The following is a 25,528-nucleotide window of genomic DNA, read 5'->3' on the forward strand; positions in this document are numbered from 1 at the left end:
GGCATCCATAGGGTAAGGCCCTAGGGTACTCCCTTTAGCAAGGGTAACGTCGCGGTTGCCGATGCAGCGCACAGCAAGGTGACCTGATGCTCGGCGCCATCATCGACCAGCGACAGGCTTGTGCCGTCGATCACCCCGCCATCCAGGCTCAGCACCTGTACGGCCTGTGTGCCGTGGTGCACATCTATGTGATAAACGCTGGCGCCATACCGGTACTGCAGGCTGAAGCCCGACCATTCGGGCGGCAGCAGCGGTTGCAGCAGCAGGGTGTTGCCCTGGCGCTCCACCCCCAGCAGCGATTCGACGATCAGCCGGTACATCCATCCGGCCGCACCGGTGTACCAGCTCCAGCCGCCGCGCCCGGCATGGGGCGCCACACCGTAGACATCCGCCGCCATCACGTAGGGCTCCACCTTGTAGGTGTCGATGCGGGTAGCATGGCCCTGGCTCTGGGGGCTGATCATGCGCATCAGTTCCCAGGCGCGGGCGCCGTCGCCCAGGCGGGCGAACGCCATGCTCGCCCACACGGCGGCGTGGGTGTACTGGCCCCCGTTTTCACGAACCCCCGGTACATAGCCCTTGATGTAGCCGGGGTCGAGCGTGCCCTTGTCGAACGGCGGGTCCAGCAGCAGCACGATGCCGATATCACGCCGCACCAGGTGGCGGTCCAGCGATGCCATGGCACTGCGGCAGTGATCCAGGGGCGCGGCGCCCGACAGCACCGACCAGCTCTGGGCGATGGAGTCGATGCGGCACTCCTGGTTGCTGGCCGACCCCAGGGGCTGGCCATTGTCGAAATACGCACGCCGGTACCAGGCGCCGTCCCAGGCATGGGCCTGCAGGTTGCTGCGCAGCCGCCGCGCCTGCTCGCCGCAGCGCTGGGCAAAGCGGGCATCGCCATGCAACTGCGCCGTTTCGGCGAACCGACGCAGCACCTCGTGGGCGAAAAAGCCCAGCCATACGCTTTCGCCTATGCCGTGCTCGCCCACCTTGTTCATGCCGTCGTTCCAGTCGCCGCTGCCCATCAACGGCAAGCCGTGGGCCCCGACGCAAAGGCCGTGCTCCAGCGCGCGCTGGCAATGCTGGTAGAGGGGCTCTTGCAGGGGCGAATGACCGGGCAGGTCGTAGTAGGACTCCTCGCCGTTGTTGAGTGCGCGACCGTCCAGATAGCCGACGGGCTCGTTCAGCACCGCAGTGTCGCCGGTGATCTGCACATAGCGGCTGGTGGCCAGGGCCAGCCAGAGCATGTCGTCGCTGCAACGGGTTCGCACGCCGCGATCCATCGGCGGGTGCCACCAGTGCTGCACGTCGCCCTGCACGTACTGGTGGCGGGCACACAGCAGCAGGTGGGCGCGGCTGCTGGCAGGGTCGGCGTGCACCATGGCCATGCTGTCCTGCAACTGGTCCCTGAAGCCAAATGCACCGCCGGACTGGTAATAGCCGCTGCGGGCATGGAAGCGACAGGCAATCACCTGGTACATCAGCCAGCCGTTGACCAGCACGTCCAGCGCAGGCTCCGGGGTGTGGATGCGCAGGCTGCCCAGGGTGGTGCGCCAGTGCTGCGTGACCCGCGCCAGTTCGACGTTGGCGGCGCGTACGCCGCGGTACTGCTGCACCCGCCGGGTGGCGGCCTTGGCATCCTGCTCGGCGCCCAGGCGGAACACCACTTCGCGGCTTTCACCAGGCGCCAGCTCGACGCTCACCTGCAGCGCACCACAGGGGTCCATGCCGCCGCCGAGGCGCCCCGAAAGGCGCGCCCGGCGCAGGGCTGCCGGGTCGGCCAGGGTACCGTTGCGCCCCAGAAACTCGACCCGGTCGCCACTGAGGCCGGCCTGGGGCCAGTCGCAGTCCAGAAACCCCACGCGCCCCGAGAATTCGATGGAGTAGGCGTTGCGCGCAAACAGTGCGCCACTGAACGGGTCGGCTTCGGTGACGACGTGCATGGCCGACTTGCTGCGCAAGTCCCCCAGCACCCATTCCACGTAGCAGGTCGCTGACAGGCGTCGCGCACGATCGCCGGTGTTGCGCAGCACCAGGCGCGAGAATTTGACCGGCGCATCCAGCGCCACGAACACCCACAGCTCACTGTGTATGGCGTCCTGCACATGCTCGAACACGCTGTAGCCAAAGCCGTGGCGGGTTCGGTAGGCGCCGCTGCCCGGGCAGGGCGCCGGGGTCGGCGACCAGACCTGCCCGGAATCTTCGTCGCGCAGGTACAGCACTTCGCCGCCAGGGTCGCTGACCGGGTCATTGTGCCAGGGGCTCAAACGGTACTCGTGGGCGTTTTCGTACCAGCTGTAGGCACCGCCGGTTTCCGAGACGATGCTGCCGAACCCGGGGTTGGCCAGCACGTTGACCCAGGGTGCCGGGGTCGGCTGGCCTGGGCGATGATTGATGATGTATTCACTGCCGTCGGCGCTGAAGCCGCCGTAGGCGTTGCCCAGCGTGGGCGCCATGGCCAGCGGCTGCAGCGTGTAGCCGGCACTCTGCGGCCCTTGCAGCAGGCTGGGGGTGAACGGCGCCAGGGCCGGCTCGATGCGCCGCCGGTGGACCTGCTCGGCCAGGCTGCCATGGCTGTCGTTGAGTATCAGGCGTGCCACCGAGCGCATCAGCGTGCGGTCTTCGCTGGACAGCTGCTGCGCAGGACGCACGAAGATGCCGCCGGGGCGGTCCAGCAGGGCCGCTTCGACCCCGGAGGTCACCAGGCCCATGATCAGGTCCTGCAGTTGCTGGCGGTAGCCGGCCTGGTCTTCGTTCCAGATCACCAGGTCCACCACCAGGCCTTTCTGGCGCCAGTAGGCATGGGCCTGGACCATCTGCTGCACCAGCTCGATGTTGGCCGGGTCGGCGATCTGCACCAGCACGATGGGCAGGTCGCCGGAGATCGCCTGGCCCCACAGCCCCGACTGGCTGCGCCGATTGCTGGCCAGCACGGCGCTTTCGGCGCGCAATGCAGGGTTGGCATACAGCACCGAGGCCGCCATCTGCTCGAACAGCCTGGCATCGGCCATCGAGGTGTTGAGCTGGCGCAACAGCACCTGGCTGTGGGTCCAGGCCAGGTCGAACACCCGGTCGGCCAGGTGCCGGTCGCGGTATTTGTCGATCAGGTGCAGGCAGGCCTCGCGGCTGTCGGCCACCCCGGTGACCAGGTCGATGGTGGCGCTCTGGCCAGGCTCCAGGCTGATACGGCAGCGGATGGCCACGACCGGGTCGAGCACCGCGCCGGCAGTGCCGGACAGCTGCTCGCAGGTGTCCGTCAGCGCGGCCGGCGCCTGCAGGGTGCGGCCGCGGCCGATGAAGCGGGCACGGTCGGTTTCGTAGGAGATCTGCTCGATGTCCGCCCCGTGGGCTGCCAGCAGGTGGCACATCCACGGCACGGCTTCGTCACTGGCACGCGGACGCCGGCTGCACAGGATCGCCTGCAGCGGTCGCACCAGCTCGGTTTGCACGAACAGCTTGCTGAACGCCGGGTGCAGCGCGTCGCTGATGGCCGAGGCCAGCACCACTTCGGCGTAGCTGGTCAGCTCCAGGGTGCGCCGGGTACGGGCGCGGTTGGTCAGGTGCAGGCGACGCAGCTCGATATCGTCCTCGGGGGACACCACGATCTCGGTGTGGCAGTCGAAGTTGAACTCGCGCACGCGAAACTCGGCGCGGGCATCGGTGAACACGGTTTCCTGGCTGTGCGCGCGATGCTGGGTGGGCTGGTAGGTCGTGGACCAGAAATGCCCGCTGGCCACGTCGCGCAGGTAACAGAAGGTGCCAAGGCTGTCGCTGGCGATGTCTTCGCGCCAGCGCGTTACCGCCATGTCGTTGCAGCGGCTGTAGCCGCCACCGGCATTGCTGACCATGACGTGGTAGCGCCCGTTGGACAGCAGTTGCACGGCCGGCCGACGACGGTCCGGGTCGGTGAACACGCGCAGCTTGGTTTCATTGCCCTGGCTGGCATCGTCGACGGTAGGCGCCTGGGCTGCATGCAGGTATTGCGTGGCGCGTTTGGGCACGCGCTCCTGCAGCAGCAGGGCACAGGCCTGGAAGGCCGGCTCGGCGGCAAAGCGCCGCTGCATGGGCTGACCCAGCAGCAGCGAGGTCAGGGCCAGCAGGCTCATGCCCTGGTGGTGTGCCATGAACGAGCGCACCACGGCGGCATCGGAGCCAGGGGGCAGGCGTGCCGGGGTGTAGTCGACCGCCTCGTACAGCCCGAACCGCCCGGCCACCCCCTGCCTGGCCAGGCGCCGCAGGTTGTGGCAGGCAGCCGCGGGCGCGACCATCAGTGCCAGGGCACTGGCGTAGGGCGCGACCACGTTGTCCTCGCCCAGGCCACGCTTGAGGCCCAGCCCCGGCACGCCGAAGGCGCGGTACTGGTAGTTCAAGTGCGCATCGACGGTGTTGTAGCCGGACTCCGAAACGCCCCAGGGCGTGCCCAGCTGGCTGGCATGCTCGATCTGGCGGGTGACGGCCGCGTGGCAGGTCTGGTCGAGCAGTGTGCCTTCGTAGCTGGGCATCACCAGCATCGGCATCAGGTACTCGAACATCGAGCCGGACCACGACAGCAGCACCGGCACCCCGGCATTGCTGGTCAGCAGGCGCCCCAGGGCAAACCAGCTTTCCTGAGGCACCTGGCCCTGGGCGACGACCACGAAACTGGTCAGGCGAACTTCGGACGCCAGCAGGTCGTAGAAGGCGCTGTCCAGGCGTCGCTCATCGACGTTGTAGCCGATCACGAACAACTCCCGGCGGGCATCGTAGAGAAAGCCGAAGTCCATGTCGGCCATGGCCTCGACGCGCTGGGCAAGCTGCGCCGCCTGCTGCATGCGCTGGCGGGCCAGGGCCTGTACCTGCAGCACCTGCGGGCGATCGGCAGCGCACCACTGCTCGGCGTCCAGCCGCGCCAGGTCGCGCCAGCAACCGGTCGGCGGCCGCACACCGGGTTCGTTGGTGGCAGGCAGTGCAAAACGCAACAGTTCGTCGCGCTGCTCGGTGCACTGACGTTGCAGGCTGTCGAACCAGAAGCGCGCATCCGGATCGTCGGCGGGCGCCGGCAGGTCGAGTGCGTCCTGCAGCAGCTGCGCCAGATCGTGTGGCTGAGGTGCCAGCAGACGCCGGCATAACGCCTGTACCTCGGTGGCGGGCAGGCCGGCATTGGTCAGGGCCTGGCCGAAGACTTCCAGGGTATCGAGCAACCCCTGGGCCTGGCGCGGGTCATCCAGCGGTGTGTCGGCCAGGCCCAGCAGGCCGGGCTTCAAGGTCAGCAGCAGACCGGCGAGATTGCCGCTGTCCACCGTGGAGACGTACAGCGGTGGCAGGGGTTTCAGGGTGAGGGTGTCGTACCAGTTGTAGAAGTGGCGCTGGTGACGCTCCAGCCCGTCCATGCTGTCGAGCATGGACTGCAGGCGCTCGAGCAGCCGCCCGCCGCCAAGGTAGCCAAAATCGTGGGCGGCCAGGTGGGCCAGCAATGCCATGCCCATGTTGGTGGGCGAGGTGCGGTGGGCAATGCGGGCAACCGGCAGTTCCTGCACGTTGTCGGGGGGCAGCCAGTGGTCGTCGGGGCCGACGTATTGCTCGAAAAACGCCCAGGTCTGGCGCGCAAGGTTGCGCAGAAAGCGCAGGTCTTCGGCAGTGGGGTCGAAGTGCGCGCGCGGGGAGGGGCGGCTGATCCACCAGGCCAGTGCCGGGCTGGCCAGCCACGCCAGCAGCAAGGGCGCCGCCAGGGCCAGGGTCATGGGGCTGGGCAGCAGGCACAGGCACAGGCCCACGACCAGGGCCAGTATCGGGGCGCTGCACATGCTGCGGTACAGAGCCCCCAGGCGATTGACACTGGTGCGTTCGACTTCCCGTGACGGGCTCCATTGCAACAGGCGCTGCTTGCTGACCAGCATGCGCCACAGCGTGCGCACGATGGCGTCAAGGCTGTAGTAGGCCTCGTACGGCAGCCAGGCCAGGTGCAGGCCGGCGCGCGCGAAATGCAGGGCGCAGCCGCGCAGCGCCGCCCACAGGTGCTGCGCTAGGGGTACGTCGACAGGCTTGCGCAGCATCTCCAGCAGGGTGGCGAGCACCGCGTGGGTCAATACCAGCAACAGCGCGGCAAGGGTCCACAGCCCGGGCCGGCCCGAGGCCAGCCAGCCCCACAGCAACAGGCACAGCAATGCACCGGGCTCCAGGCTGCGGCGCAGGTTGTCGAACAGCTTCCAGCGGGCCAGGGCATCCAGCCGGTTGCGCGCATAGGTGCCGCCAGCGGTGGGCGCCCAGGGCAACACCCACGGCAGCAGTTGCCAGTCCCCGCGAATCCAGCGGTGGCGGCGCTTGACGTCGGCGCTGTAGCGGGCCGGGTACTCTTCGAACACCTGAACATCGCTGAGCAACCCGCTGCGGGCGTAGCAGCCCTCGATCAGGTCGTGGCTGAGGATGCGGTTGTCCGGCAGGCAGCCTTGCAGCGCCTGCTCGAACGCATCCACGTCGTAGATACCCTTGCCGATGAACGAGCCTTGTTCGAACAGGTCCTGGTACACGTCCGACACTGCGCGGGTGTACGGGTCGACGCCGGCGTCGCTGCCGAACAGTCGCGCATACAGCGAGCGCGCCGCGCTGGGCAGGCTGATGCCGACCCGCGGTTGCAGGATGGCGTAGCCGCTGCCGGCCTGGGCGCGGTTGAGCGGGTGCTGCATGGCCCCGACGAACTGGCGGGCCGCATTGCGCGGCAGTTGGGTGTCGGTGTCCAGGGTGATGACGTAACGTACCGCCTCCAGCACCTGGACATCCCCCACCTGCAACATGAAACGCCCCTCACCGTGCCCGCGCAGCAGTGCATTGAGATCGGCCAGCTTGCCACGCTTGCGTTCCACGCCCATCCACACCTGCTCGGCGGGGTTCCAGCGCCGCGGACGGTGCAGCAGCACGAAGCGCGCATCGTTCGGGTACTTGTGGTTCAGGCCCTCGATCAGGCTGGCGGCCAGGGCCATCAGCGCGGCGTCTTCAGGCAGGGTTTCGCTGGGCGCATCGAGAAAATCGGTCAGCAGGGCAAAGTGCAGGTAATCGTCACGATTGGCCAGAAAGCGCACTTCCAGCCCCTCTGCCAACTCCTCGATATCGGCGGCATTGGCCATCAGCGTGGGCACCACCACCAAAGTACGCGCCTCAGCGGGCAGGCCCTCGCTGAAATCCAGGCGCGGCAGCAGGCGGGGCGTCACGCTCAGGGTCACCAGCCAGTTGACCAGGTCGATGGCCAGGCGGCTGGTCATCACCAGCGTGGGCAGGGCCAGCGCAAGCAGCACTGCCAGTGGCCAGCCATCGCGCAGCGTGGTGTACAGCAGCGGTGCGCTCAGGCCCAGCGTGAGCAGCGCCACCGGGCCGAGGAAGAACGTGAGTGGCGCGCGATGCAGCAGGCGCCGCCAACGTTCGCCCAGCGCCACGCCGGCATGCACGCGGCGCTCTAGCTGCGCTCGCCCGGCGCCGACCAGGTAGAACCCCACATGGGTGGTGGCGCTGGCGTGTGGCAGCGGGCAGGGCGCACCGGCGGCCAGTTCGACGGCGGCGCGGGCGATTGCCGCCTGCGACTGTGCGCTGTGCCGGGACAGGCGTTCGATGACATGCCGGTAATGATCGCGGCTGGCGAAGTCCATGGCTGGGTAGATGCCGGCAGGATCGCTGCGCAGCACCCGTTCGACGTGGCTCATGTGCTCGACGAATTCGCGCCAGTCGCTGGTGGCGAGCAGGCGCAGGCTGGCAATGCTGTTGCTGACCGAGACCTGGTCGGCTGCCTGCTGCTGGGCATCGAGCTGCACCTGACGCTCGATGCTCAGGCCGGATTCGGCGAGCATCTGCTCCACCCAGGTCAGCGGCTGGATCAGCGCGGCGCTCTGGCCTTGCAGGCGGCGTGCGAGCTCGGCGACGAAGGCGGCGGTCATCGGCGGCTGCGAGCGCGCCATGTCGGCCAGCACCAGCACCACGCTCTTGGCGTCGCGCCCGACGGTCTCGCGCAGGCGGTCGGCCCAGTCGTTGGCCAGGTTGCGGTCGGCCCAGCTGGCCATGACCCGCGAGGCAACCCGGCGCAGGTTTTCGATCAGCGCCAGGCGCAGCATGATCGGAATGGCCCACAGCTCGCCCAGCGCCAGGGAGGTGACGCTCTGGTAGGCCTCGACGAAGTGGCTCAGGCTGTCCACGTCGACGCGCCCATCGCCATGGGCGATGGTTTCCAGGGCGATGTCATACACCCGCGGCAGCCCGCTGGACACGCCGTTGGCCAGGCGTGGCAGCTCCCGGCTGTAGCCTTTGGGCAGGTGGGTCTTGGCGATGCGGATGTGTTCTTCGACCAGGTAGTAGTTGTCCAGCAGCCATTCGGCCGCCGGCGTGACCCGTCGTGCGGTGGGCTGTTCGGCGATCAGCACCGCGCAGCTGCTGGCCAGGGTCCGTTCGTTGTCGGCCAGCCGTGCCAGCAGGGTGTCCTTGCCGCTGCGGGGGCTGAGGGCGTGATGCTGGGCCAGAAAGGTGCCGTGGGCGGCCATCTGCTCGGCGCTGAACAGTTCGGAGCGCAGGATGGCTTCGTATTCGAACTTGCGGGGTGTGGTGCGCCAAAGGCCTGCGTTGCGCAGGCTGGCGCGTGCACGGCTCCAGTAATTATCCATAAAGGCCTGTAGGTGCTCGCGTCGCGGGGTCTGGCCCCCAGTGTGGCGACACATGGCGCAGGCGTCTGTTCGCTAGCGAACACAGTGGGCTTTGTGCCCTGCAACCCGGTAGGCGCTGGCCATGCCAGCGAAGGGGCAGCGCGCACCTTGCGGCAACGGCGTCGGTGCCTTCGCCGGCAAGGCCGGCTCCTACATGGCGCCGGTAACGCCGCTCAGCTGTCGGGAAACTCGACCGACAGCAGCCACTGGGTGAACGCCTGCAGCGCTGGCAACTGCTGATAGCGCGTGGCGTAGGTGAGGTAGTAGCCACGCCCGCTGTCCACCGGCTCGAACAAGGCCACCAGCTCACCGCTGGCGATCTCGTCCTGCACCAGGATGCGTGGCACCAGCCCGATGCCGATACCGGCCACCGCCGCCTGGATCAGGTGGGCAGTCAGCTCGAAGCCCGGCCCCATGCGCATGGCCCGGTGCTGCAGGCCGTTCTGTTCGAACCAGTCGGCCCAGGCATGGGGGCGTGACACCACGCTTAGCAGAGCCTGCTGCGAGATGTCCGCCGGCGTCAGGCTGGCGTAGCCGGGCAGGGCGCCAGGGCTGGCCACCACCACCAGCGTCTCGGACAGCAGCCGATGCGCCACATGACCGGGCCAATGCCCGGTGCCGACACTGATGAAGGCGTGCATCTGATCCTTGTCCTGCTCGGCCGGGGCAATGCGCGAATGCATGTGCACCAGCACGCCGGGGTGGCGGCGGTAGAAGTCATTCATGCGCGGCAGCAGCCACTTGGAGCCGAACGTGGGCAGCACCGCCAGGTGCAGCGGCCCGTCGCCGGCCTTGTGGGCGATGGTCTGCAGCGTCGCGTTGCGAATGCGGGCCAGGGCCGCGGCCAGCTCGTGATGATACAGGGCGCCGGCGGCGGTGAGCTCGATATGCCGGCCCACGCGGCTGAACAGCGCCACCTCCAGTTGCGCCTCCAGCGCCTGCACCTGGCGACTGACCGCACTCTGGGTCAGCGCCAGTTCTTCGGCCGCCTTGGTGAAGCTGCCATGGCGCGCCGAGGCCTCAAACGCGATAAGCACCGACATGGAAGGGGTGAGTCGTCTTGGATTCATTCATAAAGCTCATGCAAAAGTCACACGAAATTCAGTTGTAGGCCCGCGCCGCACACGGGAACATAGCCCCATAAAGCATGCGGCAGACCTTGCCTGGCTGCCAAGCATACGTGTTTTGAATGTGACGCTGCGTCATATATCGCCTCAGGATCCCTTGTCATGATTGCTCTGCTTGCCCCCGACCGTGTCCCCGCCAGCCATTACCAGCGTTTTCTCGATGCACTGCAGAGCGAGGGCTTCAGGGGCGAGGTCGCGCGCGACATGGGCCTGCGTACCGTGCTGTCCACCGACAACTCCATCTACCAGCGCCTGCCCCAGGCGGCCGTGTTCCCCCGTGACGCGCAGGATGTCGAGTTGCTGGCACGCCTGGTCGCCCAGCCGCAGCATCGCTCGGTGGTGCTCACGCCGCGTGGCGGCGGTACCGGTACCAATGGCCAGTCGTTGACCGACGGGATCATCATCGACCTGTCGCGGCACATGAACAACATCCTCGAGATCAACGTCGAGCAGCGCTGGGTGCGGGTGCAGAGCGGGGTGGTCAAGGACCAGTTGAACGCCGCGCTCAAGCCCCACGGCCTGTTCTTCGCGCCGGAACTGTCCACCTCCAACCGTGCCACCGTGGGCGGCATGATCAACACCGATGCCAGCGGGCAGGGCAGTTGCACCTATGGCAAGACCCGCGACCACGTGCTCGAACTGAGCACCGTGCTGCTGGGCGGCGCTCGCCTGGACACCGCACCGATCGACAACCCGCAGTTGCAGGCCTGTACCGCCCGTACCGACAAGGTCGGCGAAGTCTATCGCTGCGCCCAGGCCATTGCCGACGACAAGGCGGCGTTGATCGAGGCGATCTTTCCCAAGCTTAACCGCTGCCTGACCGGCTACGACCTGGCACACCTGCGCGAAACCCCGGACAGCTTCAACCTCAACAGCGTGCTGTGCGGTTCGGAAGGCTCGCTGGGCTTCATCGTCGAAGCCAGGCTCAATGTGCTGCCGATTCCCAAACACTCGATCCTGGTCAACGTGCAGTACGCCGCGTTCATGGATGCACTGCGCGACGCCAAGGCGCTGATGGCGCACAGCCCGCTGTCGATCGAGACGGTGGACTCCAAGGTATTGATGCTGGCGATGAAGGACATCGTGTGGCACGGCGTGGCCCAGTACTTCCCGCCGCACCCCGACACCCAGACCCTGGGCATCAACCTGATCGAGTTCAGCGGCGACGACCTGGATGCCCTGGAACAAACCGTCGACGCCTTCATCCAGCACCTGCAGCGTGACACCTCGGTGGTGCGCCTGGGCCATACCCTGGCGGTGGGTGCCCAGGCGGTGAACCAGGTGTACACCATGCGCAAGCGCTCGGTCGGTCTGCTGGGCAACGTGCAGGGCGAGGCACGCCCGCAGCCCTTTGTGGAAGACACCGCCGTGCCGCCGGAGAACCTTGCCGACTACATCTTCGAGTTTCGCGCCTTGCTCGACAGCCACGGCCTGCAGTACGGCATGTTCGGCCATGTGGATGCCGGCGTGCTGCACGTGCGGCCGATCCTGGACATGAAGGACCCGGCCCAGGCCCAGCTGATCCGGCCGATTTCCGACGCGGTCGCGGCGCTTACGCACAAGTACGGGGGCCTGCTGTGGGGCGAGCACGGCAAGGGCCTGCGCTCGCAGTACGTGCCGGACTTCTTCGGTGAGCTGTACCCGGCGCTGCAGGACCTCAAGGCCGCGTTCGACCCGTTCAACCAGCTCAACCCTGGCAAGATCGCCACCCCGTCGAGCGTGCCGGCGGCGCGCCTGACCGAGGTGGACGCGGTAACCCTGCGCGGCGACCTGGACCGCACCATCGACGAGCGCGTGTGGCAACACTATGAAAGCGCCGTGCACTGCAACGGCAACGGCGCGTGCTACAACTTCGACCCCAACGACGCCATGTGCCCGTCGTGGAAGGCCACGCGCAACCGCATCCACTCGCCCAAGGGCCGTGCCTCGCTGATTCGCGAATGGCTGCGCCGCCAGGGCGAGGCGGGGGTGGACGTGCTGAACCTGGCGGGAGCGGGCAGGGTAACCGGTGTAGCGCAGCGCACCTGGAACTCCCTGGCGCGCCTGGTTGGGCGCAAGGACTTCTCACATGAGGTGTACGAGGCGATGTCCGGTTGCCTGGCGTGCAAGTCGTGCGCGGGGCAATGCCCTATCAAGGTCAACGTACCGGAGTTTCGCTCGCGCTTTCTGGAGCTGTACCACAGTCGTTACCTGCGCCCGATGAAGGACTACCTGATCGGCTCGCTGGAGTTCAGCATCCCGCACCTGGCGCGCTTGCCGCGACTGTACAACGCGATCATGGCCGCCACACCGGTGCGCTACGCGCTGCAGCACATGGCCGGCATGGTCGACAGCCCGCTGCTGAGCACCCATGACTTCGAAGCCGAGTGCAAGCGCTGGAACGTCAAGCAGGCAAGTGTGGGCGCCCTGGCCGCGTTGTCCGACGAACAGCGCAAGCGCAGCGTGATCCTGGTGCAGGACGCCTTCACCCGTTTCTTCGAAACGCCTCTGGCAGCCCAGTGGCTGGAGCTGATCAGCCGCCTCGGCTACCAGGTGTACCTGGCACCGTTTGCACCCAATGGCAAGCCGTTGCAGGTGCAGGGCTTTCTGGGGGCGTTCGCCAAGGCTGCGCAGTTCAACGCCAAGTCGCTGCTGCTGTTGCAGGCCTCGGGCGTACCCCTGGTGGGCCTGGACCCGGCGATGACCCTGGTGTATCGCCAGGAATACCGCAAGACCCTGGGCAACGACGGTGCCCCGACCGTGGCCTTGCCGCAGGAGTGGCTGGTGTCGGTGCTGCCAGAATCGGCAGCGGTGGTCGACGAAGAGGTCTACCAGTTCCTGCCGCACTGCACCGAAAAGACCAACGAGCCGGCGGCGATCGCGCTGTGGCAGAAGGTGTTCGAACGCATGGGGCTCAAGCTTCAGGTGCTTGCGAGCGGTTGCTGCGGGATGTCCGGTACCTATGGTCACGAGACCCGCAACGTGGCCACCTCCGCGATCATCTACCAGCAGTCCTGGCAACCGATCGTGGCCCGGCATGGGCAGGGTGGCCGGTTGCTGGCCGATGGTTATTCGTGCCGCAGCCAGGTCAAGCGCCAGGAGGGGCAGGGGTTGCAGCACCCGCTTGAGGTGTTGCTGGCGCGGGTAGCCCGGCAAGTGTGATGATGGCCTGGCCTTCCATTGACCCAAACGAGGAGCCATGACTGTAGCGACACGGCGCGATATCCCGCTGGACCTGATCAAGTGGCTGGCCATGCTGACCATGCTGTTGGATCATCTGCGCCTGTTGTGGCCCGACGCCCACGCCCTGTTCATACCCGGACGGCTGGCGTTCCCGCTGTTCTGCCTGGCGATCGCCGCCAACGTCGCGCGTTCGCGCCCTGGCCAGTTGCTCAGCCAAAGCAACACGCGCTACCTGGGCTGGATGCTGGTGTTCAGCGTGATATCCGAAGGGGTGTACCGCCCCATCAGTGCGCTGGGCACCCTCAATGTGATGTTCACCCTGACCCTAGGGCTGCTGATTGCCTGGGGCTTTCAGCATCGCAACACGCTCAGTGCTGCCTTGGCCGTGGGCGCCGCTGTCGCGGCCGCCTGGCTGGACGAGCGGCTGATGTACGGATTTCTCGGCTGCCTGCTGCCGGCGGCCCTGCTGTTGGCCATCAAGCGGCCGGGGCCGATATGGCTGGTGCCGGCCTTGCTCAGCGTGGCGGTCAATACCCGCAGCAGTTTGTGGGCGAGGGCGATGGAAGTGGACGCCTACTCACTGGCCGTACTCGGCACCGCGTTCCTTGCACCGCTGTTCGGCCTGTGGCTGTTACGCATGCCTCTCACCACCGGCATCTGGCCGGTACGCCATTGGGCGTACTGGTTCTACCCGGTGCATCTTGGCGCGCTGCAGGTCATACGCAAACTTATGTGAGTGCCGGGCCTTGCGTTGCACTTGCGAGTACTGCGCAAGGCTAGGCATCATTCGCGCCTTCTTTTTATTCGGTGACAAGGACCGTTCGCATGCCCATCTACCTCGCAGCAGAGCAGGAACTCATCGTAGGCCAAGCCACTGTAATCGAGGCGCCCGCACAGGAGGGGGCCTTTGTTGTGGTGTTCGAGGACGACGAGGAGACCGGCTACTTCTATGCACTTGACACCACCGCTACCGATAATCCGATTCAGGATGCGTTGCACATCTACAACGTGGACGAGGTAACTGATCGGCAAAAGCCTTCGACAGTGAAGGTCGGCTGGTCCATGGACCATAGCAAGGCGGTATTGCTGATCAACGATCGCCCTCATGCCGTGTTTGATTTCACGGGCAAGCAGGGCTATTGCCATACGGCATTTCCACCACCTGTGGGTAACGGCTGGTCGGAGCAGGGCCATGAGTGGAATGACGATGCGCTGAAATTGTTTGCCTGATGAGTCAGCAAATTGACCAGGAGGGGGCAGGGTACAGGTAGGCGTGACCAGCGGCTTCCCACATTTCAATATAACTCAACTAAATAGTCCTTTAGTTGAGTTATAAGAAAAGGCTAGTTTAGCGGGGAGCAGGGGCACCCTTGAACCGCTGCGAATGCAACCTCACGAACGCTACTAGAAGAGACGCATTTTTGCAGCAACTTCGACGGTTTTACTGAGGTTGTAGCCGACAACGCGCCACTGTTCGTTTTCTTCAGCCAGCAGCACAGCCTCGGTGACGGTGAGGTTCGAAAAGGCCGATTGGGTCTGAACTGCAGCGTAATGCCCAGGCGGCGCATCAGGCAGCTGTTTGGTGAAGGTGATCTGTGCTCGATCACGTTGCTTCAACTCGCCCAGGCCCATGCGCAACGTCCCGATGCCTTTTACCCAGTTCGACTCGGTCGTGGTTGCCTTGAGCGCGGAGCCCGCTGTGGCCCAGGTCATGTCGGTTCTTCCGGCATCGAGCAACATCAGGAACTGCACAGCGGTATCGACCACCAGGCGTTGCTGTTGCGCAGAGCCTGGATCGGAGACTACGACTGCGGACGCCTGTGTACCGCTGGCGTTTGTGTTGAATGAAACATCGCAACCGGCAATCAGTAACAGGCTGCTTAGAACGGCGAAACATTGCTTCATGCAAAAACCTCGAAGGTTGAGGGGTCCAACGGACGAATGTGGCGTCCAGACGTTTAAAGGTGGCTCTTGTAGCTCATCAGGTACTCGGCATGGCCTGTCTGCGGATCGATCTGCTCTTTGACCACTGTAAAACCCTGGGACTGGTAAAAAGCGATGCTGCGTGAATTCTCCTTGTAAACCCCCAGGCTCAATTCGGTGCGCAACGATTTGACGTGTTCGAGCAATTGACGACCCAGCCCACGGCCTTGCTGGTCAGGGTCCACGAACAGTGCCGCCAGTTGGTTGTCCAGCAACGAGCAAAATCCCTGAACGGCGGATTGGTCTTCGATGACAATTGTCTGTGATGCAGGGATGTAGAGTTCGCGCATTGCCACGACATTGGATTGCCAATACGACGCGTCGATAAAGTCATGGGCCTTGATCGAAGCGCGTAACCAGATGTCGAGGACGCGTTCCATGTCTTGCGGTTCAAATGTTCTTACCATGTCGTCCCTTGAAGTGCGTGCAAGCGGTGCAAAGCTTGTGAGTATGCCGCAAAGCGATTCGTGGTGGGAAAGCACGGGGAGCTCAGGGTTGAAATCTGGCCTGGCGTAGTCTTGAGCGGATGATACGTAAGTACGCATAATGTATATTATGTTAAAACAGGACGTTCCGTAAGCGTTGCATTTTGTGTCCGTTTCCACTAACCTCCGTTGAGATTTTCATAAAACCCCGTTCCTGAAAAATCAAGCACTTACCCGTCCCTACCTGTACCACCTTCCTGCCTCCGATTTCACAAACCACCGTTCAACGTGACCGCTATGGCTTGCCTTGGGTACAGAGTAATCATCTGCTAAACCTACTGGATATCCTCTGCATAGTAGCTCGGTTGCTGTCCAGATATGCGGCCATTCATCCCATTTCCTATCTTCCCGCCATACGCTCATTGGCGGGCAAATCAAGAGACACGGTTACCTTCTAATGATCAGGTGGCCGCTCGACTTGATGCGCTCGATCCTAGCTTCAATCCATTTTTGAACACTTGGTATGCGCACAGATATGTCAACTGGATAGCTTTCAGCTGGAATCCGCAAAGACCAAAGCACCTGTACTACACGTGCGCCATGGCGCTCGAAAAGATGCTCAACTGGAGCTTCGCTAACGAGGTTTCAATGATCGACTGGACTCGTGAGGACTTTGTGCGCTATGCGGATTTCGTTGCCAAGCCAGACCCTAGTTGGTGCGCAACCAGCAGGCAAGCACGCTTCATCCCCAGCGTGCAACGAGGGTTCCGTGACTGGGTCATAAACCCAGATTGGCTGCCGTTTGACGTTTCGCGCGCCGCTGGAGCGGAAAATGAAATCGATGGAAATGTCTGGAAGCGTGAGATCAGAATCGTCACTCAGTTCCTAAATTACTACCTCAAGGACGTCGGTACGAACCGGCTGAACGTGGCCAAAGCACCGCTGTCTCATCTTCTTCTCAAGCATCCTACAGCTAGAGAGATCATCAGCGACGTCGAGATGACCTGGATTATCCGGAATCTGGAACGGCTTTTACCCAGTAGTGACTTCCAGTCGATCGAGCTATGTCTCACCATTGCCAGGTATTCTTCACAGCGTTTGGATCGTGTGATTGGCTCATCCACCAACCCGGGTCGTCTGGATCAGTTCGTCCTCGACGAAAGCGGTAGATGGCTGGAGCGGAATGCCGACGGTGTGGGATGGAAAAGGCTCTCAGTGGAATTCGATGAAGTATTCGCCCGGTACTTGCATTATCACAATATTGATAGCAGCCATTTGCTTCCAGCCTTACCTATTTTCCCGGTAGAAAATGCGAGGGGTGCGCTTGGGCTTAAAAAGCTCGGAGTGATTTTAGCTGGAGCGAGGGAGATGTTGGGGCAGTTGGCGGATGCCTCAAACTCAGCTGAAATTCGCGGGGCAGCAAGGAAGTTCCGAGGGCTGACGGTCGTTGCCTTCCTGAACTCGACCGCCCAGCGCAAGTAATCTTTACAACCAAAAATGGGCGTTATGTCCCCTACCCCCACCCTGTCTGATTTGTGGGCGAGACCTGAGGAGCGACGCTAGCTATCTCGGGTGGGCGTGGCTCTTCGAGCACGGCTGCCGTGAATCAAGCAGCTCGCTGGGCGACTTGAGGCTGGACGTCTTTGGGATGCTCTAGCTTTGAATGACGCACCAAAGTGCTCCACCTACGTCAGGAAGCCTAGGCAAGAGCGCCGTGATGAGTAGGAGTCAGCGGGCGTGTGGCATGGGATCACGGGCCAAGTTATCACGCAGATATCAAGCCTGCTGTGATCGACTCGCACCCTCTTCCAAGGAATTAGCCAGCTCATCGAGGGCTTCACGCAAATGGATATCTTCCTGCGTGTCTCCAGAATGAGGCTGGAAGCTACGCGCATGTTTGATGAGCGCCTCAAGATTTTTGCTGCTGAGTGCCAGCTCGAACGGCACGGGGAAGTCTAGCGCCAGCTCACCAACACGATCAAAGAAAACAGGCACTACGCGAGTCTCACTGTACCCCGCATTTTTTGGAGAACCTAGCAGGTACCCATAGCAACAATTGCTTCTAACGGCCACAACCATCAGCAATTTATTGGATTCGCGGCTCTTCTCCTCAACCCAATTCTCAAAGAAGCGGGGGGAGCCGGTGGAATCAGAAATGAGTCCATCTAGCTCTTGAATTGACTTGGGCCACACATTGTCAGTCCATTCCACATCATCAGATACAGGAACTAGCAAGCAATGCCCTCCCCTCAAGTCCGCGATTGTCTTGCTCTGGGAAAATGTGACAGGGAGGGGGTCGACCTCGCCAGGAGGTACGAAAAGCAGCGTGCAACGCATTTGCTTGCCGCCAGCGAAACTGACCGCTATCCGAATTTGCGTAACCCCATCAACTTGGGGAAGCTCAGCATGGGTACAGCCAACATCGAAGGTTTCTTCAACCCCCCGATGCCGCAAGCAAAATCGGGCCCACTCATGGTTTCTAGCCCTGCCCTGGTCGTGAGAAAAGCCAGGTTCAATAGTTGGCTCACTGGGCAATCCGGCTGGCCTCGTCTGTGTATTTTTCAATCATGAGAAGCGTTACTTCGTGATTGGATCATCGCGTGGCTCTGAGGTCAGCGGATCAATCAGGCCAAAAGCATCGTTTCCATCAGCAGCAATACCCGTGATCAATCCTGTCGAGCAAAGCCTTCACCCTCAGATATTCAGCCTCATTGCGTACACATTCCAGAGCTGTTAAACCACCGAATTCGATCCGAGGGCGAGCCAACCAGACATCCGCCTTGGCTTTGCTACCAAGCACCTGCTCGGCCTGACGTTGAATCAGCTCCTCAAAATTCATGCTTCTCCAGTGGCGCATACAGGTTAAGTAGTAGATGGATTGCGAGCGGCCTACTCTGTACAACGAACGGTTTACTGCCCATCAAACCAGAGCTATCCCTGGCAGTGCCACTCATTTGACTATACGAGATCGATTGGAACCACGCAAACGTGGCCAAGTTCGCTGACCACCTGCCGCTTTACCGGCGGGAGAAGATCTTTGGCCGAGCTGGCTTGGCCATCCCACGCTCGACACTGGCTCAGTGGGTGGGCCAGGCCGGCATGCAGTTGCAACCGCTGGTGGATGCACTGCGGGAGGCGCCAGGGGAAAAAGCGTTGTTTAGTGCGATGTGATGGAGGCAGTCGTGGGCCTAGTCATGGAGAGTATCGAGGTCTGTCCTGCTCTTCTCGGCCTCACTCCATAGGACATGAAACTCGTCTAGTAACCCGGCGCCGAATGCTGGCGCGAGAAGCGCCGCGCGAGCTGTTCGAGCTACATGCCGAGATCGAGCGCGTCACACACTGGTTTTAACCTGGTTGAGCTGGGCGCGGCGCTCTTGTTTGGCAGCGTACGTTACAGCTTTCTTGATCTCCGAGGAGGCACCTCTGCTATCGGGGCTAGTCCGTGAGCCGTCGAAGACCACATTCGGAACCAGACCAGTCAGCACCTCACGCATCACCCAATGCAGTTGAGTCGAGGTCTCGCTCTTGCGTTTTGCCCGCGAGATCCTCATGCAGGCCTTTCGACACTGATCCACCGCGGATTCTGGAAGGAAAACGACACCCTCGGTCTCGGATGTGTCTGCGTTAGCAGTGATGATGAGGGTATGTGCGTGCGGTACTAGCCTTAGGCCCCGCCACAATGGGGCGAGTTGCCTGACAAGGCCCAAGCCTTCATCACAGGAATCAAACAGCTTGTCCGGGAGATTCAGCTCAATGTGAAGCTGCGCGCTGTCGGGGTTGTCTGGGACATCGTCAACCTGGCTCGTCTCGTAGATGATGCATTTCACATTGCCGTGCTTTGGGGTTCGATAACGTTGAGTATGCGGCTTTGTATAGATTGGGTACATGGTCACCCAGTCGGGCTCAATCGTGGCCAGCAGGTGCCATTGGTCTTCCGGTAGAGAACGCCACGTCTCAGTCCGTAGCTGTTCGAAAATCTGCAAATAGAGGTTGGCGGTGAAGCCATTCTCCGTGGGCCGTCGGACAAGATTGAAGCCAGGTGTAAGTACATCTTGTTCATCTCGAAGAATCTCGGGCTGTTGCTCAGTTTCCGACATGATCTTCCTCTTGTTCTGGTGGCTCTGGGGCGCATCTTAGCGGTTGCGCCGATCCTGCTGGATAAATCCAAAAGGGTACATTTGTACTCTTTGGAACAATGACCGTAAACGCATGAGCAAGGCGCGTTGACGATAGCTCCCACTCTGCAGCGAGCATCGCCCTAGATGAATGCTCGGACAATGTATCCGCGTTAACGTGAAAGCGTGCCAGGGCGGAAAAATGCTCGTACAACGATAACTTGGCTGCCGTCGAAAGGCCCTGAATTTAGCCTTTGCAGCCAAAGCAAAAGCTACAACCCTCTAGTCAACGGCCCCCAAAAATCCGATCATCGTTTTTTCCTCCAGAGCACGACTCCTGACATGCTTCACTCATTTAGGCAGAGTAAAAGTCATCTCTACCGGCGTTACTTAGGTCACCGTGATGAGGGAGAGAAGCGTGTCTGTGAAGAAGACGAAATCACCTCTCTGATTATCGGCCCATTGGACTATCTCGCCCCAGAAGCGAGTGGAGCGTTTTGGAGGGCTTTAGTTGAGCGTGATCGCTGCGACGATCTTGACTTCCCTGAAGGGCCTGTCAGCTATCTGAAAATGGACTTTTGGCCAAGGCGAGTGGTGGAGCCTGACCTGCTTGTTGAGCTGAGATGGGCCTCAGGCGAGCGGCGGATAATCGTCGTCGAGTTCAAGTGGCGTGCGTCACTCGGGAAGGATCAATTGCATCGCCAGTGGAACGAGTTTTTGACTCGTGACGAGCGCGAAGTAGCGTTGCACCTCTTCATTGGGCCTGAGTTGAGCGTGGGCCTCAACGCACTGGGTCAAGAGGACATCTGGAATGACCGCTTAGTCTTGCGGTCTTGGCTGAATGTACTCGAAATTATGAACAGATTGGATTGTTCGAGCTATCCAGGGTTGGACAGGTGGCGCTCGGACGTCACCAGCTTTCTCAGCAGATTGCACATCAAACGCTTTCAGGGCTTTCAGCAGCTTTCGCCAGTGCAAGCCCCCCATACAAGCCATGCATTCTGGAACCCCTTGAACGGGTTCGAAAATCTAGCCCCGCCCGTGCTTCCCTTATTTAGCGCCAAGGCAAATCATATTTTTTGGAGCTCCCCGTAATGTCGTCGCCTGCAAACATCGGAAATTCGATAACCGACGCGGTTAATTTTGTGGCGCGACTCGGCGGCGAGTGCGAGAGGCTGACTGATCTGATCAAGCAGGAAGTCAGTCGCGCTCTTCTGACACCTGATCTCGCCAAACGCTACAAGGCCAACGGCGCTTGGATCGATGTCAGTGATACGGATGAGCATGGTTGGGTGTGCACCGACGTTGGAATTTCCCTACCAATAGCCGCAAAGCCAAAACGGTTAACGAGTAGCTATGTGGTCATTCAGATCAGCCTCACTGGTGTAGGGATTGAGGCTCTCGGTAACCATGAACCTTTGGTGCATATCGGCCAATGGGGCCATCCAATCGATCTTGAAGAGATTCAGATGGGATTTCCCTGTGATCTCGACAGCGGATATGAGCTCAGCCTTGAGGAGGGTCGGCTGTTCAAGTGGGTGCACTCGGGGTATGAGACCGAGTGGTGCTACAGCGTACGTTTAACTGATCTCAATTGTCCGGATGATGTGAAAATCAACATCATTGACCCGCTCAAATCTTTGCTTTTAGGGTGCGATGTCGCCCAAGCGCTATCAGGTACTGCTGCCGTGCAGTACGTTGAGGTGGTCAGTAATGAGGGCCAATATCGCGTTATTCCACGTTCCTGAGGCAGGGCGCCGGCAGGCGCCCATATCCGACCACAATTGGGCTTCCAAAGGCGCGTCAGGCAGGGCCACACATCACGACCTTGTCGATTGATTTGCTTCGTTCTCCGCGATCAGCGCTACTCCCCTATCGAGCAGCTCTTTCAAAAGACCCTCCCGGGACAGCGTCGACTGAGTCGCGTGTTGAACGATCCCGGCGGCAGAGGCAGCGGCCAACCGTCGAGCTTGGACACGCTTGTGAGTGGGGATTTTCTCGACGCCGTCACGCCCGTGGATGAAAGCACTTCGCAGGTCAAACAGGTCAGCATAAAGGCTCGCTGCTTTAGCATCGTCCACAATGGCTGCCAGCCTTGCCCCTACCCGCTTGGTGGCCCCCCATTTCTTAAGCTGAGGTTCCCGGGCTCGCTGATGATGATCTGCTTGAAGTCCCAAGGCGGCCTCAATCGTAGTCAAATGAGCCATGAATTCGTCAATTCCATCGGAGAGGAATGAATCGCCCCTGGTTTCCTAGACACTCTCCAAGCTCAGAAAATAGCGTTTCTCATACTCTACCGGCGACAGCTGATTGTTGAAGCCATGCCGACGTTTTACGTTGTAGAACATCTCGATGTAATCGAACACATCACTACGAGCATCTTCCCGCGTGGTGTAGATTTTCCGCCTGATCCGTTCCCGTTTCAGAAGTTGGAAAAAGCTCTCGGCCACGGCATTGTCATGACAGTTGCCTCGGCGACTCATGCTGGCAACCAAATTGTTCGCCTTCAAAAAGCTGCGCCAATCGGAACTGCTGTATTGGCTGCCCTGATCGGAGTGAACCATCACCTCCTGTTTCGGTTTTCGCCTCCAAACCGCCATCAATAACGCATCAATGGCCAAATCACTGGTCATCTGCGACTTCATTGACCAGCCAACGACCTGACGAGAAAACAGATCCAGCACCACTGCTAAATACAGCCAGCCTTCGTACGTACTAATGTAGGTGATGTCGGTGACCCAAACCTTGTTGGGTTCTACGACATCAAACTGGCGCTTCAGCAAGTTGGGTGAGGCGATTGCTGGCTTAGCGCCGTACTTTCCAGGGCGACGTCGATAACCTGACTGAGAACGCAGACCTTCAAGACGCATCAGCCTTGCCACACGATGACGACCACAATCCTCGCCGGCCTCGCGCAGATCGTCATGGATTTTGCGATAGCCATAAACGCCGCCGCTCTCCAACCATGAATGCTTAATCAAACCCAGCAGTCGCTGGTCGTCTTTGGCTCGTAGAGATTGCGGCTCAGCCAGCCAGGCGTAATAACCGCTGGGATGGACTTTTAGCGTCAGGCAAAGCCGTCGAATCGAATACTCGTCCGCGTGCTGCTTGATAAAGGCGTACTTCAGCCGCACTCCTTGGCAAAGTACGCGGCGGCCTTCTTTAAGATGTCTCTCTCTTCCGTCACACGCTTGAGTTCAGCGCGTAGCTTGCGCAACTCGGCCTGCTGATCATCATCTTGCTGACGCTGCTCTTGGGGCTTGCTGTAGACCTTGATCCAGGCGTAAAGGCTGTGCACGGACATGCCCAGACGCTGGGCGACATCGGCAACAGGTTTGCCTTTTTCGGTCACTTGCTTGACCGCTTCGATCTTGAACTCTTCGGGGTAACGCTGACGACTCATGGCACCTCCTATTTGGGCCTCATTATGAGGCTTGGAGGTGTCTACGAAACCAGGGGCGATTCATTTCAGTCTCGTAGTCGTCCTTGATGCGCTGCACCAGCGTGTCGACTTGCGATCGAGTGTGGGCATAGTGGAGCGCGCTGGCGTACTCGCCTTTCTTCTCCTGGAGGACGTAGATCCGAAAAAGCGTCTTGGCGGGGTCGACTGCCCCGCACTCGATCGCGTCAATCCAATTCGAAAAGGTCTTCCATAGATCGACAGAGAAATTTGCAATGGGGTTCGTGACCAAACCGCTTTTGGATTGTTCGAGTAAGCGCGTACCGTCGGGCCGGAGGACGTCCACATTATCCAACACTTCAAGTGCCACGAAGGAGCCACGGGGCGCTTCGCAGAGGTGGAGGCACATTCGCGTGGCCTGCAGCGAGTAGCCGAGGTACGAACCTGGCCTGCTGGATTTCAGTAGCGGACTTTGCATTTCCGTTGGGGTGGTTGGCGAACCCATTGCGCGTTTCTCATCCCTGCCTTCACGTAAGACTTACGGCCCTTGCGATGACTACACCGCTCCTGGATTTGAAGCGAGACGTCCAAGCAAAGCAAGGCGCTGGACGATTTCAAATCGCCAGCATGGTAGCGCAGCTGGGAGAGAATTTGAAACCAGCCCCCTTCCCCCACATCATTTGCCAACACGCGGCCAAGCCTGCCTTTGCCAGATCATCTGCCATCGTATGGCGGTAACTGTCGACCTAACACCCTACCTCAGGCAGATTACGGGTTTAGATAGCTACCATTTGCAGAACTCGACTCACACTCACCCTTTCCTGACTTAGCTGAAGACCAAAATGAGCGCGCTCCTCCTTCACGCACCTCAAAATCAAGCTTTCCTGGCAGACGTTGGCAAGTACATCGCAGAGCTTGAAGGTTGCATCAAGCGACATTCCTTTTTCACCGCAGCCCGGGCTGAGGGTCTGCTGTCAGCTCGTGATAGTTGCGCCTTTTTCACTGAATGCATGGCGGCGTTGGAAAGCGCGTTCGCAGCCGACCTAAATTCCTATTCGACAATGAGGTGGATGTACTACCTACGCCGGTTACCACACAGGGTATTCGAAGGTGAACTGGCTTCCACTGCTCCTAATGCGCGGGCATTGATCGAGGTCTATGCCAATCGTAGCGGCAAAGCCGAACCAGCGACTCATGGAAGCCGAGGCTTCGTATTTCCGGTCAACGAAAGCACCCTACGACACATCGCGCGCTTTATAGCCTTCATCACAATCATCTATGACTTGCAAGTTGGATTCCGGTTGGCGAGTAAAGGGTACGACTATGCATTCCCTCCCACTTCCTCACGAACGCCAAGGACTGGGTCGGTAAGGGGCCCCCTAACCCATACACCAATGGCCAGCCCTGCCCCTACTGTCCTGCCTCAGCGCGTGGAAAACGCGCTGTTGGAGTCCGCAGTCCGAATCTATGATCAGCGCCACGACCGCCATCGGCGCACGTTCCTTGGTGCAGTGATGAGCCAGACAGGCCTGGCCCATGATGAATCTGCAACAGCTGATCATGCCCCAGAGCTCGACGTTTCCTGTGCTTACTGGGGGTTGCTCAGCGAAGAGGTCTCTATTTCCCCTCAGCCCTTTCTTGAGGGCCACGCCCATGCTGTCCACTTCGGTGACGATGGGAAAATGATGGCCAGGTTTGGCCCGAGCACTCTAGATCTAAGTCGCATTTTCGAGCTCTACCGATTACCCGCGATGGCGGAAGTAGGCGTGGACACCCACACCTCACTGTGTTTGATTGTGCTAATGCTCGGTGGGCGCTGGCTGCAGCGCAGCCGTTACTCAGTGGTTCGCACCATGGAGCTTGGTTACTTCATTACTAAGCTTGAGCACTGGAGCACTTTTGGCAAGGAAGAGTATGCGGCAGTGTGCAACGAAATCAGAGCGGCTCTCCCACAGTTTGTGGCCCCTGCCGACTTCAGCGCATTCCGCAATGGTTGCGCAACATTCAAGGGAGAGGTATGGCCTACAGCACACGGAGCCCCGGCAAAAGCAACCAACGACTACATGTGCATCGACATGTGGGCTGCCTCCATGGGTTTCCTGGCATGGCTGCAGTTCCCCAAGGTGCAGGGTAACGTTGCGAACACGCGCGCAACCAGGTTCGAGGACGTTGTTCAGGATGCAATTGATCGAACGCGATGGGGGCGTAGTCAGCACAGCGCAATGAGACAGCGCACGCTCCGAGTCCAGGGCAAAAACCTGACCGATATCGACGCAATTGGATCGTATAAAGACGCCCTTCTTATTGTTTCTTGCAAAAGCATCCCCTACACCCGCGATTACGACCAAGGAACTCATAGAGCCATCCGGAATGCTGCGTCAACGGTGGATCAAGGCGTCGAGTTATGGAGTGGAATCGTCAACACACTCACGGCAAATCCTAAGGGCGACAATTTCGATTTCTCGGGCTACAAGCGCATCATTGGCGTGCTCTGTACTCCATTTGCGGTCTATACAAGCGATGCGAAGGCTCTGTCCATGACAGTGGACGAGTTGCGGTGGGCGTCCTCGTTGGACGAACTCATGAATTTTCTTGAGGGATAGCCCAGTGTTCCGTCCTGGCGAGGCAGGGCATCTCATGTCAGCGCAAGGGATCGACG

General features: G+C 61.1%; 17 protein-coding genes and 1 pseudogene. 8 read left to right on the forward strand and 10 right to left on the reverse strand.

Annotated features, from left to right (window positions below; translation table 11 throughout):
• Nucleotides 1–20: 20 nt before the first annotated feature.
• Nucleotides 21–8,618 carry a glycoside hydrolase family 94 protein gene (locus tag QMX96_RS02195; protein ID WP_282361032.1) on the reverse strand — a complete coding sequence of 2,866 codons (8,598 nt, stop codon included), beginning with the start codon at nucleotides 8,616–8,618 and terminating at the stop codon, nucleotides 21–23.
• Nucleotides 8,619–8,830: 212 nt separating this feature from the next.
• Nucleotides 8,831–9,727, reverse strand: a complete 897-nt coding sequence (locus QMX96_RS02200; RefSeq protein ID WP_078480977.1) for a LysR substrate-binding domain-containing protein — start codon at nucleotides 9,725–9,727, stop codon at nucleotides 8,831–8,833.
• 159 nt (nucleotides 9,728–9,886) lie between these two features.
• Between QMX96_RS02200 and QMX96_RS02205 the strand changes: the two genes are divergently transcribed.
• From QMX96_RS02205 to QMX96_RS02215, 3 genes are all read left to right on the forward strand, one after another.
• Nucleotides 9,887–12,925, forward strand: coding sequence for an FAD-binding and (Fe-S)-binding domain-containing protein (locus QMX96_RS02205; protein WP_282361035.1), 3,039 nt, complete (start codon nucleotides 9,887–9,889; stop codon nucleotides 12,923–12,925).
• Between the two features lie 37 nt (nucleotides 12,926–12,962).
• Nucleotides 12,963–13,682: a TraX family protein gene (locus QMX96_RS02210; RefSeq protein ID WP_043862795.1), complete on the forward strand. Its 720-nt coding sequence runs from the start codon at nucleotides 12,963–12,965 to the stop codon at nucleotides 13,680–13,682.
• A gap of 89 nt (nucleotides 13,683–13,771) precedes the next feature.
• A complete protein-coding gene (locus QMX96_RS02215; RefSeq protein ID WP_043862796.1) occupies nucleotides 13,772–14,176 on the forward strand; it encodes a DUF2251 domain-containing protein in 405 nt (134 codons plus the stop codon).
• A gap of 174 nt (nucleotides 14,177–14,350) precedes the next feature.
• On the opposite strand, the gene QMX96_RS02220 is transcribed toward QMX96_RS02215, so the two are convergent.
• Both QMX96_RS02220 and QMX96_RS02225 read right to left on the reverse strand, forming a co-directional pair.
• The gene (locus QMX96_RS02220; RefSeq protein ID WP_058540192.1) at nucleotides 14,351–14,851 is read right to left on the reverse strand and encodes a DUF4019 domain-containing protein; all 501 of its coding nucleotides are present in this window, start codon (nucleotides 14,849–14,851) and stop codon (nucleotides 14,351–14,353) included.
• A gap of 53 nt (nucleotides 14,852–14,904) precedes the next feature.
• Entirely contained in the window at nucleotides 14,905–15,336 is a 432-nt protein-coding gene (locus QMX96_RS02225) for an N-acetyltransferase (RefSeq protein WP_282361096.1), read from the reverse strand.
• A 666-nt stretch (nucleotides 15,337–16,002) separates the two neighbouring features.
• Between QMX96_RS02225 and QMX96_RS02230 the strand changes: the two genes are divergently transcribed.
• Nucleotides 16,003–16,836 carry an integrase gene (locus QMX96_RS02230; RefSeq protein WP_282361038.1) on the forward strand — a complete coding sequence of 278 codons (834 nt, stop codon included), beginning with the start codon at nucleotides 16,003–16,005 and terminating at the stop codon, nucleotides 16,834–16,836.
• 294 nt (nucleotides 16,837–17,130) lie between these two features.
• Here QMX96_RS02230 and QMX96_RS02235 read toward each other — a convergent pair whose 3' ends face one another.
• Together QMX96_RS02235 and QMX96_RS02240 are read right to left on the reverse strand one after the other, a co-directional pair.
• Nucleotides 17,131–17,589 (reverse strand): hypothetical protein, encoded by a 459-nt coding sequence (locus QMX96_RS02235; RefSeq protein WP_282361039.1) that lies wholly within the window; start codon nucleotides 17,587–17,589, stop codon nucleotides 17,131–17,133.
• A 412-nt stretch (nucleotides 17,590–18,001) separates the two neighbouring features.
• Nucleotides 18,002–18,193: an MbcA/ParS/Xre antitoxin family protein gene (locus QMX96_RS02240; protein WP_282361040.1), complete on the reverse strand. Its 192-nt coding sequence runs from the start codon at nucleotides 18,191–18,193 to the stop codon at nucleotides 18,002–18,004.
• Nucleotides 18,194–18,342: 149 nt separating this feature from the next.
• On the opposite strand from QMX96_RS02240, the pseudogene QMX96_RS02245 reads away from it, so the two are divergent.
• Nucleotides 18,343–18,489, forward strand: a pseudogene (locus QMX96_RS02245) (transposase); the annotation flags it as partial.
• A gap of 197 nt (nucleotides 18,490–18,686) precedes the next feature.
• On the opposite strand, the gene QMX96_RS02250 reads toward QMX96_RS02245, so the two are convergent.
• Nucleotides 18,687–19,451 carry a hypothetical protein gene (locus tag QMX96_RS02250; protein ID WP_282361041.1) on the reverse strand — a complete coding sequence of 255 codons (765 nt, stop codon included), beginning with the start codon at nucleotides 19,449–19,451 and terminating at the stop codon, nucleotides 18,687–18,689.
• Nucleotides 19,452–19,811: 360 nt separating this feature from the next.
• Here QMX96_RS02250 and QMX96_RS02255 point away from each other — a divergent pair, with 360 nt between their 5' ends.
• Together QMX96_RS02255 and QMX96_RS02260 are read left to right on the forward strand one after the other, a co-directional pair.
• Nucleotides 19,812–20,564, forward strand: coding sequence for a hypothetical protein (locus QMX96_RS02255; RefSeq protein WP_282361043.1), 753 nt, complete (start codon nucleotides 19,812–19,814; stop codon nucleotides 20,562–20,564).
• On the forward strand, nucleotides 20,564–21,217 hold the full coding sequence (locus QMX96_RS02260) for a hypothetical protein (protein WP_282361045.1): 654 nt from the start codon (nucleotides 20,564–20,566) through the stop codon (nucleotides 21,215–21,217). The genes QMX96_RS02255 and QMX96_RS02260 overlap by 1 nt, the downstream gene beginning before the upstream one ends.
• Nucleotides 21,218–21,289: 72 nt before the next feature.
• Here the strand turns inward: QMX96_RS02260 and QMX96_RS02265 are convergent, their stop codons facing one another.
• The 3 genes from QMX96_RS02265 to QMX96_RS02275 all read right to left on the reverse strand — a co-directional run bounded on the left by QMX96_RS02265 (nucleotide 21,290) and on the right by QMX96_RS02275 (nucleotide 23,374).
• Nucleotides 21,290–21,676, reverse strand: a complete 387-nt coding sequence (locus tag QMX96_RS02265; RefSeq protein ID WP_282361047.1) for a hypothetical protein — start codon at nucleotides 21,674–21,676, stop codon at nucleotides 21,290–21,292.
• 45 nt (nucleotides 21,677–21,721) lie between these two features.
• Nucleotides 21,722–22,872 (reverse strand): IS3 family transposase gene (locus tag QMX96_RS02270; RefSeq protein WP_282361049.1). Its coding sequence is split into 2 segments (ribosomal slippage): nucleotides 21,722–22,638 and nucleotides 22,638–22,872, totalling 1,152 coding nucleotides; the frame shifts between segments, so codons are not numbered across the junction.
• Nucleotides 22,873–22,894: 22 nt separating this feature from the next.
• Nucleotides 22,895–23,374 carry a hypothetical protein gene (locus tag QMX96_RS02275; RefSeq protein ID WP_282361051.1) on the reverse strand — a complete coding sequence of 160 codons (480 nt, stop codon included), beginning with the start codon at nucleotides 23,372–23,374 and terminating at the stop codon, nucleotides 22,895–22,897.
• Between the two features lie 337 nt (nucleotides 23,375–23,711).
• On the opposite strand from QMX96_RS02275, the gene QMX96_RS02280 reads away from it, so the two are divergent.
• Nucleotides 23,712–25,472 (forward strand): hypothetical protein, encoded by a 1,761-nt coding sequence (locus QMX96_RS02280; protein ID WP_282361052.1) that lies wholly within the window; start codon nucleotides 23,712–23,714, stop codon nucleotides 25,470–25,472.
• Nucleotides 25,473–25,528 lie beyond the last annotated feature (56 nt).

This window comes from Pseudomonas sp. PS01300, from assembly GCF_029960155.1.
GTDB classification, from domain to species: domain Bacteria; phylum Pseudomonadota; class Gammaproteobacteria; order Pseudomonadales; family Pseudomonadaceae; genus Aquipseudomonas; species Aquipseudomonas palmensis.

Excerpts from the sequence above, each read along its gene's own strand:
- QMX96_RS02240 (WP_282361040.1), bottom strand. The coding sequence starts at position 18,193 with ATGAATTTTGAGGAGCTGATTCAACGTCAGGCCGAGCAGGTGCTTGGT.
- QMX96_RS02275 (WP_282361051.1), bottom strand. The coding sequence starts at position 23,374 with ATGGGTTCGCCAACCACCCCAACGGAAATGCAAAGTCCGCTACTGAAA.
- QMX96_RS02195 (WP_282361032.1), bottom strand. The coding sequence starts at position 8,618 with ATGGATAATTACTGGAGCCGTGCACGCGCCAGCCTGCGCAACGCAGGC.
- QMX96_RS02220 (WP_058540192.1), bottom strand. The coding sequence starts at position 14,851 with ATGAAGCAATGTTTCGCCGTTCTAAGCAGCCTGTTACTGATTGCCGGT.
- QMX96_RS02225 (WP_282361096.1), bottom strand. The coding sequence starts at position 15,336 with ATGGTAAGAACATTTGAACCGCAAGACATGGAACGCGTCCTCGACATC.
- QMX96_RS02280 (WP_282361052.1), top strand. The coding sequence starts at position 23,712 with ATGAGCGCGCTCCTCCTTCACGCACCTCAAAATCAAGCTTTCCTGGCA.
- QMX96_RS02265 (WP_282361047.1), bottom strand. The coding sequence starts at position 21,676 with ATGGCTCATTTGACTACGATTGAGGCCGCCTTGGGACTTCAAGCAGAT.
- QMX96_RS02210 (WP_043862795.1), top strand. The coding sequence starts at position 12,963 with ATGACTGTAGCGACACGGCGCGATATCCCGCTGGACCTGATCAAGTGG.
- QMX96_RS02230 (WP_282361038.1), top strand. The coding sequence starts at position 16,003 with ATGATCGACTGGACTCGTGAGGACTTTGTGCGCTATGCGGATTTCGTT.
- QMX96_RS02200 (WP_078480977.1), bottom strand. The coding sequence starts at position 9,727 with ATGAATCCAAGACGACTCACCCCTTCCATGTCGGTGCTTATCGCGTTT.
- QMX96_RS02260 (WP_282361045.1), top strand. The coding sequence starts at position 20,564 with ATGTCGTCGCCTGCAAACATCGGAAATTCGATAACCGACGCGGTTAAT.
- QMX96_RS02250 (WP_282361041.1), bottom strand. The coding sequence starts at position 19,451 with ATGTCGGAAACTGAGCAACAGCCCGAGATTCTTCGAGATGAACAAGAT.
- QMX96_RS02255 (WP_282361043.1), top strand. The coding sequence starts at position 19,812 with ATGCTTCACTCATTTAGGCAGAGTAAAAGTCATCTCTACCGGCGTTAC.
- QMX96_RS02205 (WP_282361035.1), top strand. The coding sequence starts at position 9,887 with ATGATTGCTCTGCTTGCCCCCGACCGTGTCCCCGCCAGCCATTACCAG.
- QMX96_RS02215 (WP_043862796.1), top strand. The coding sequence starts at position 13,772 with ATGCCCATCTACCTCGCAGCAGAGCAGGAACTCATCGTAGGCCAAGCC.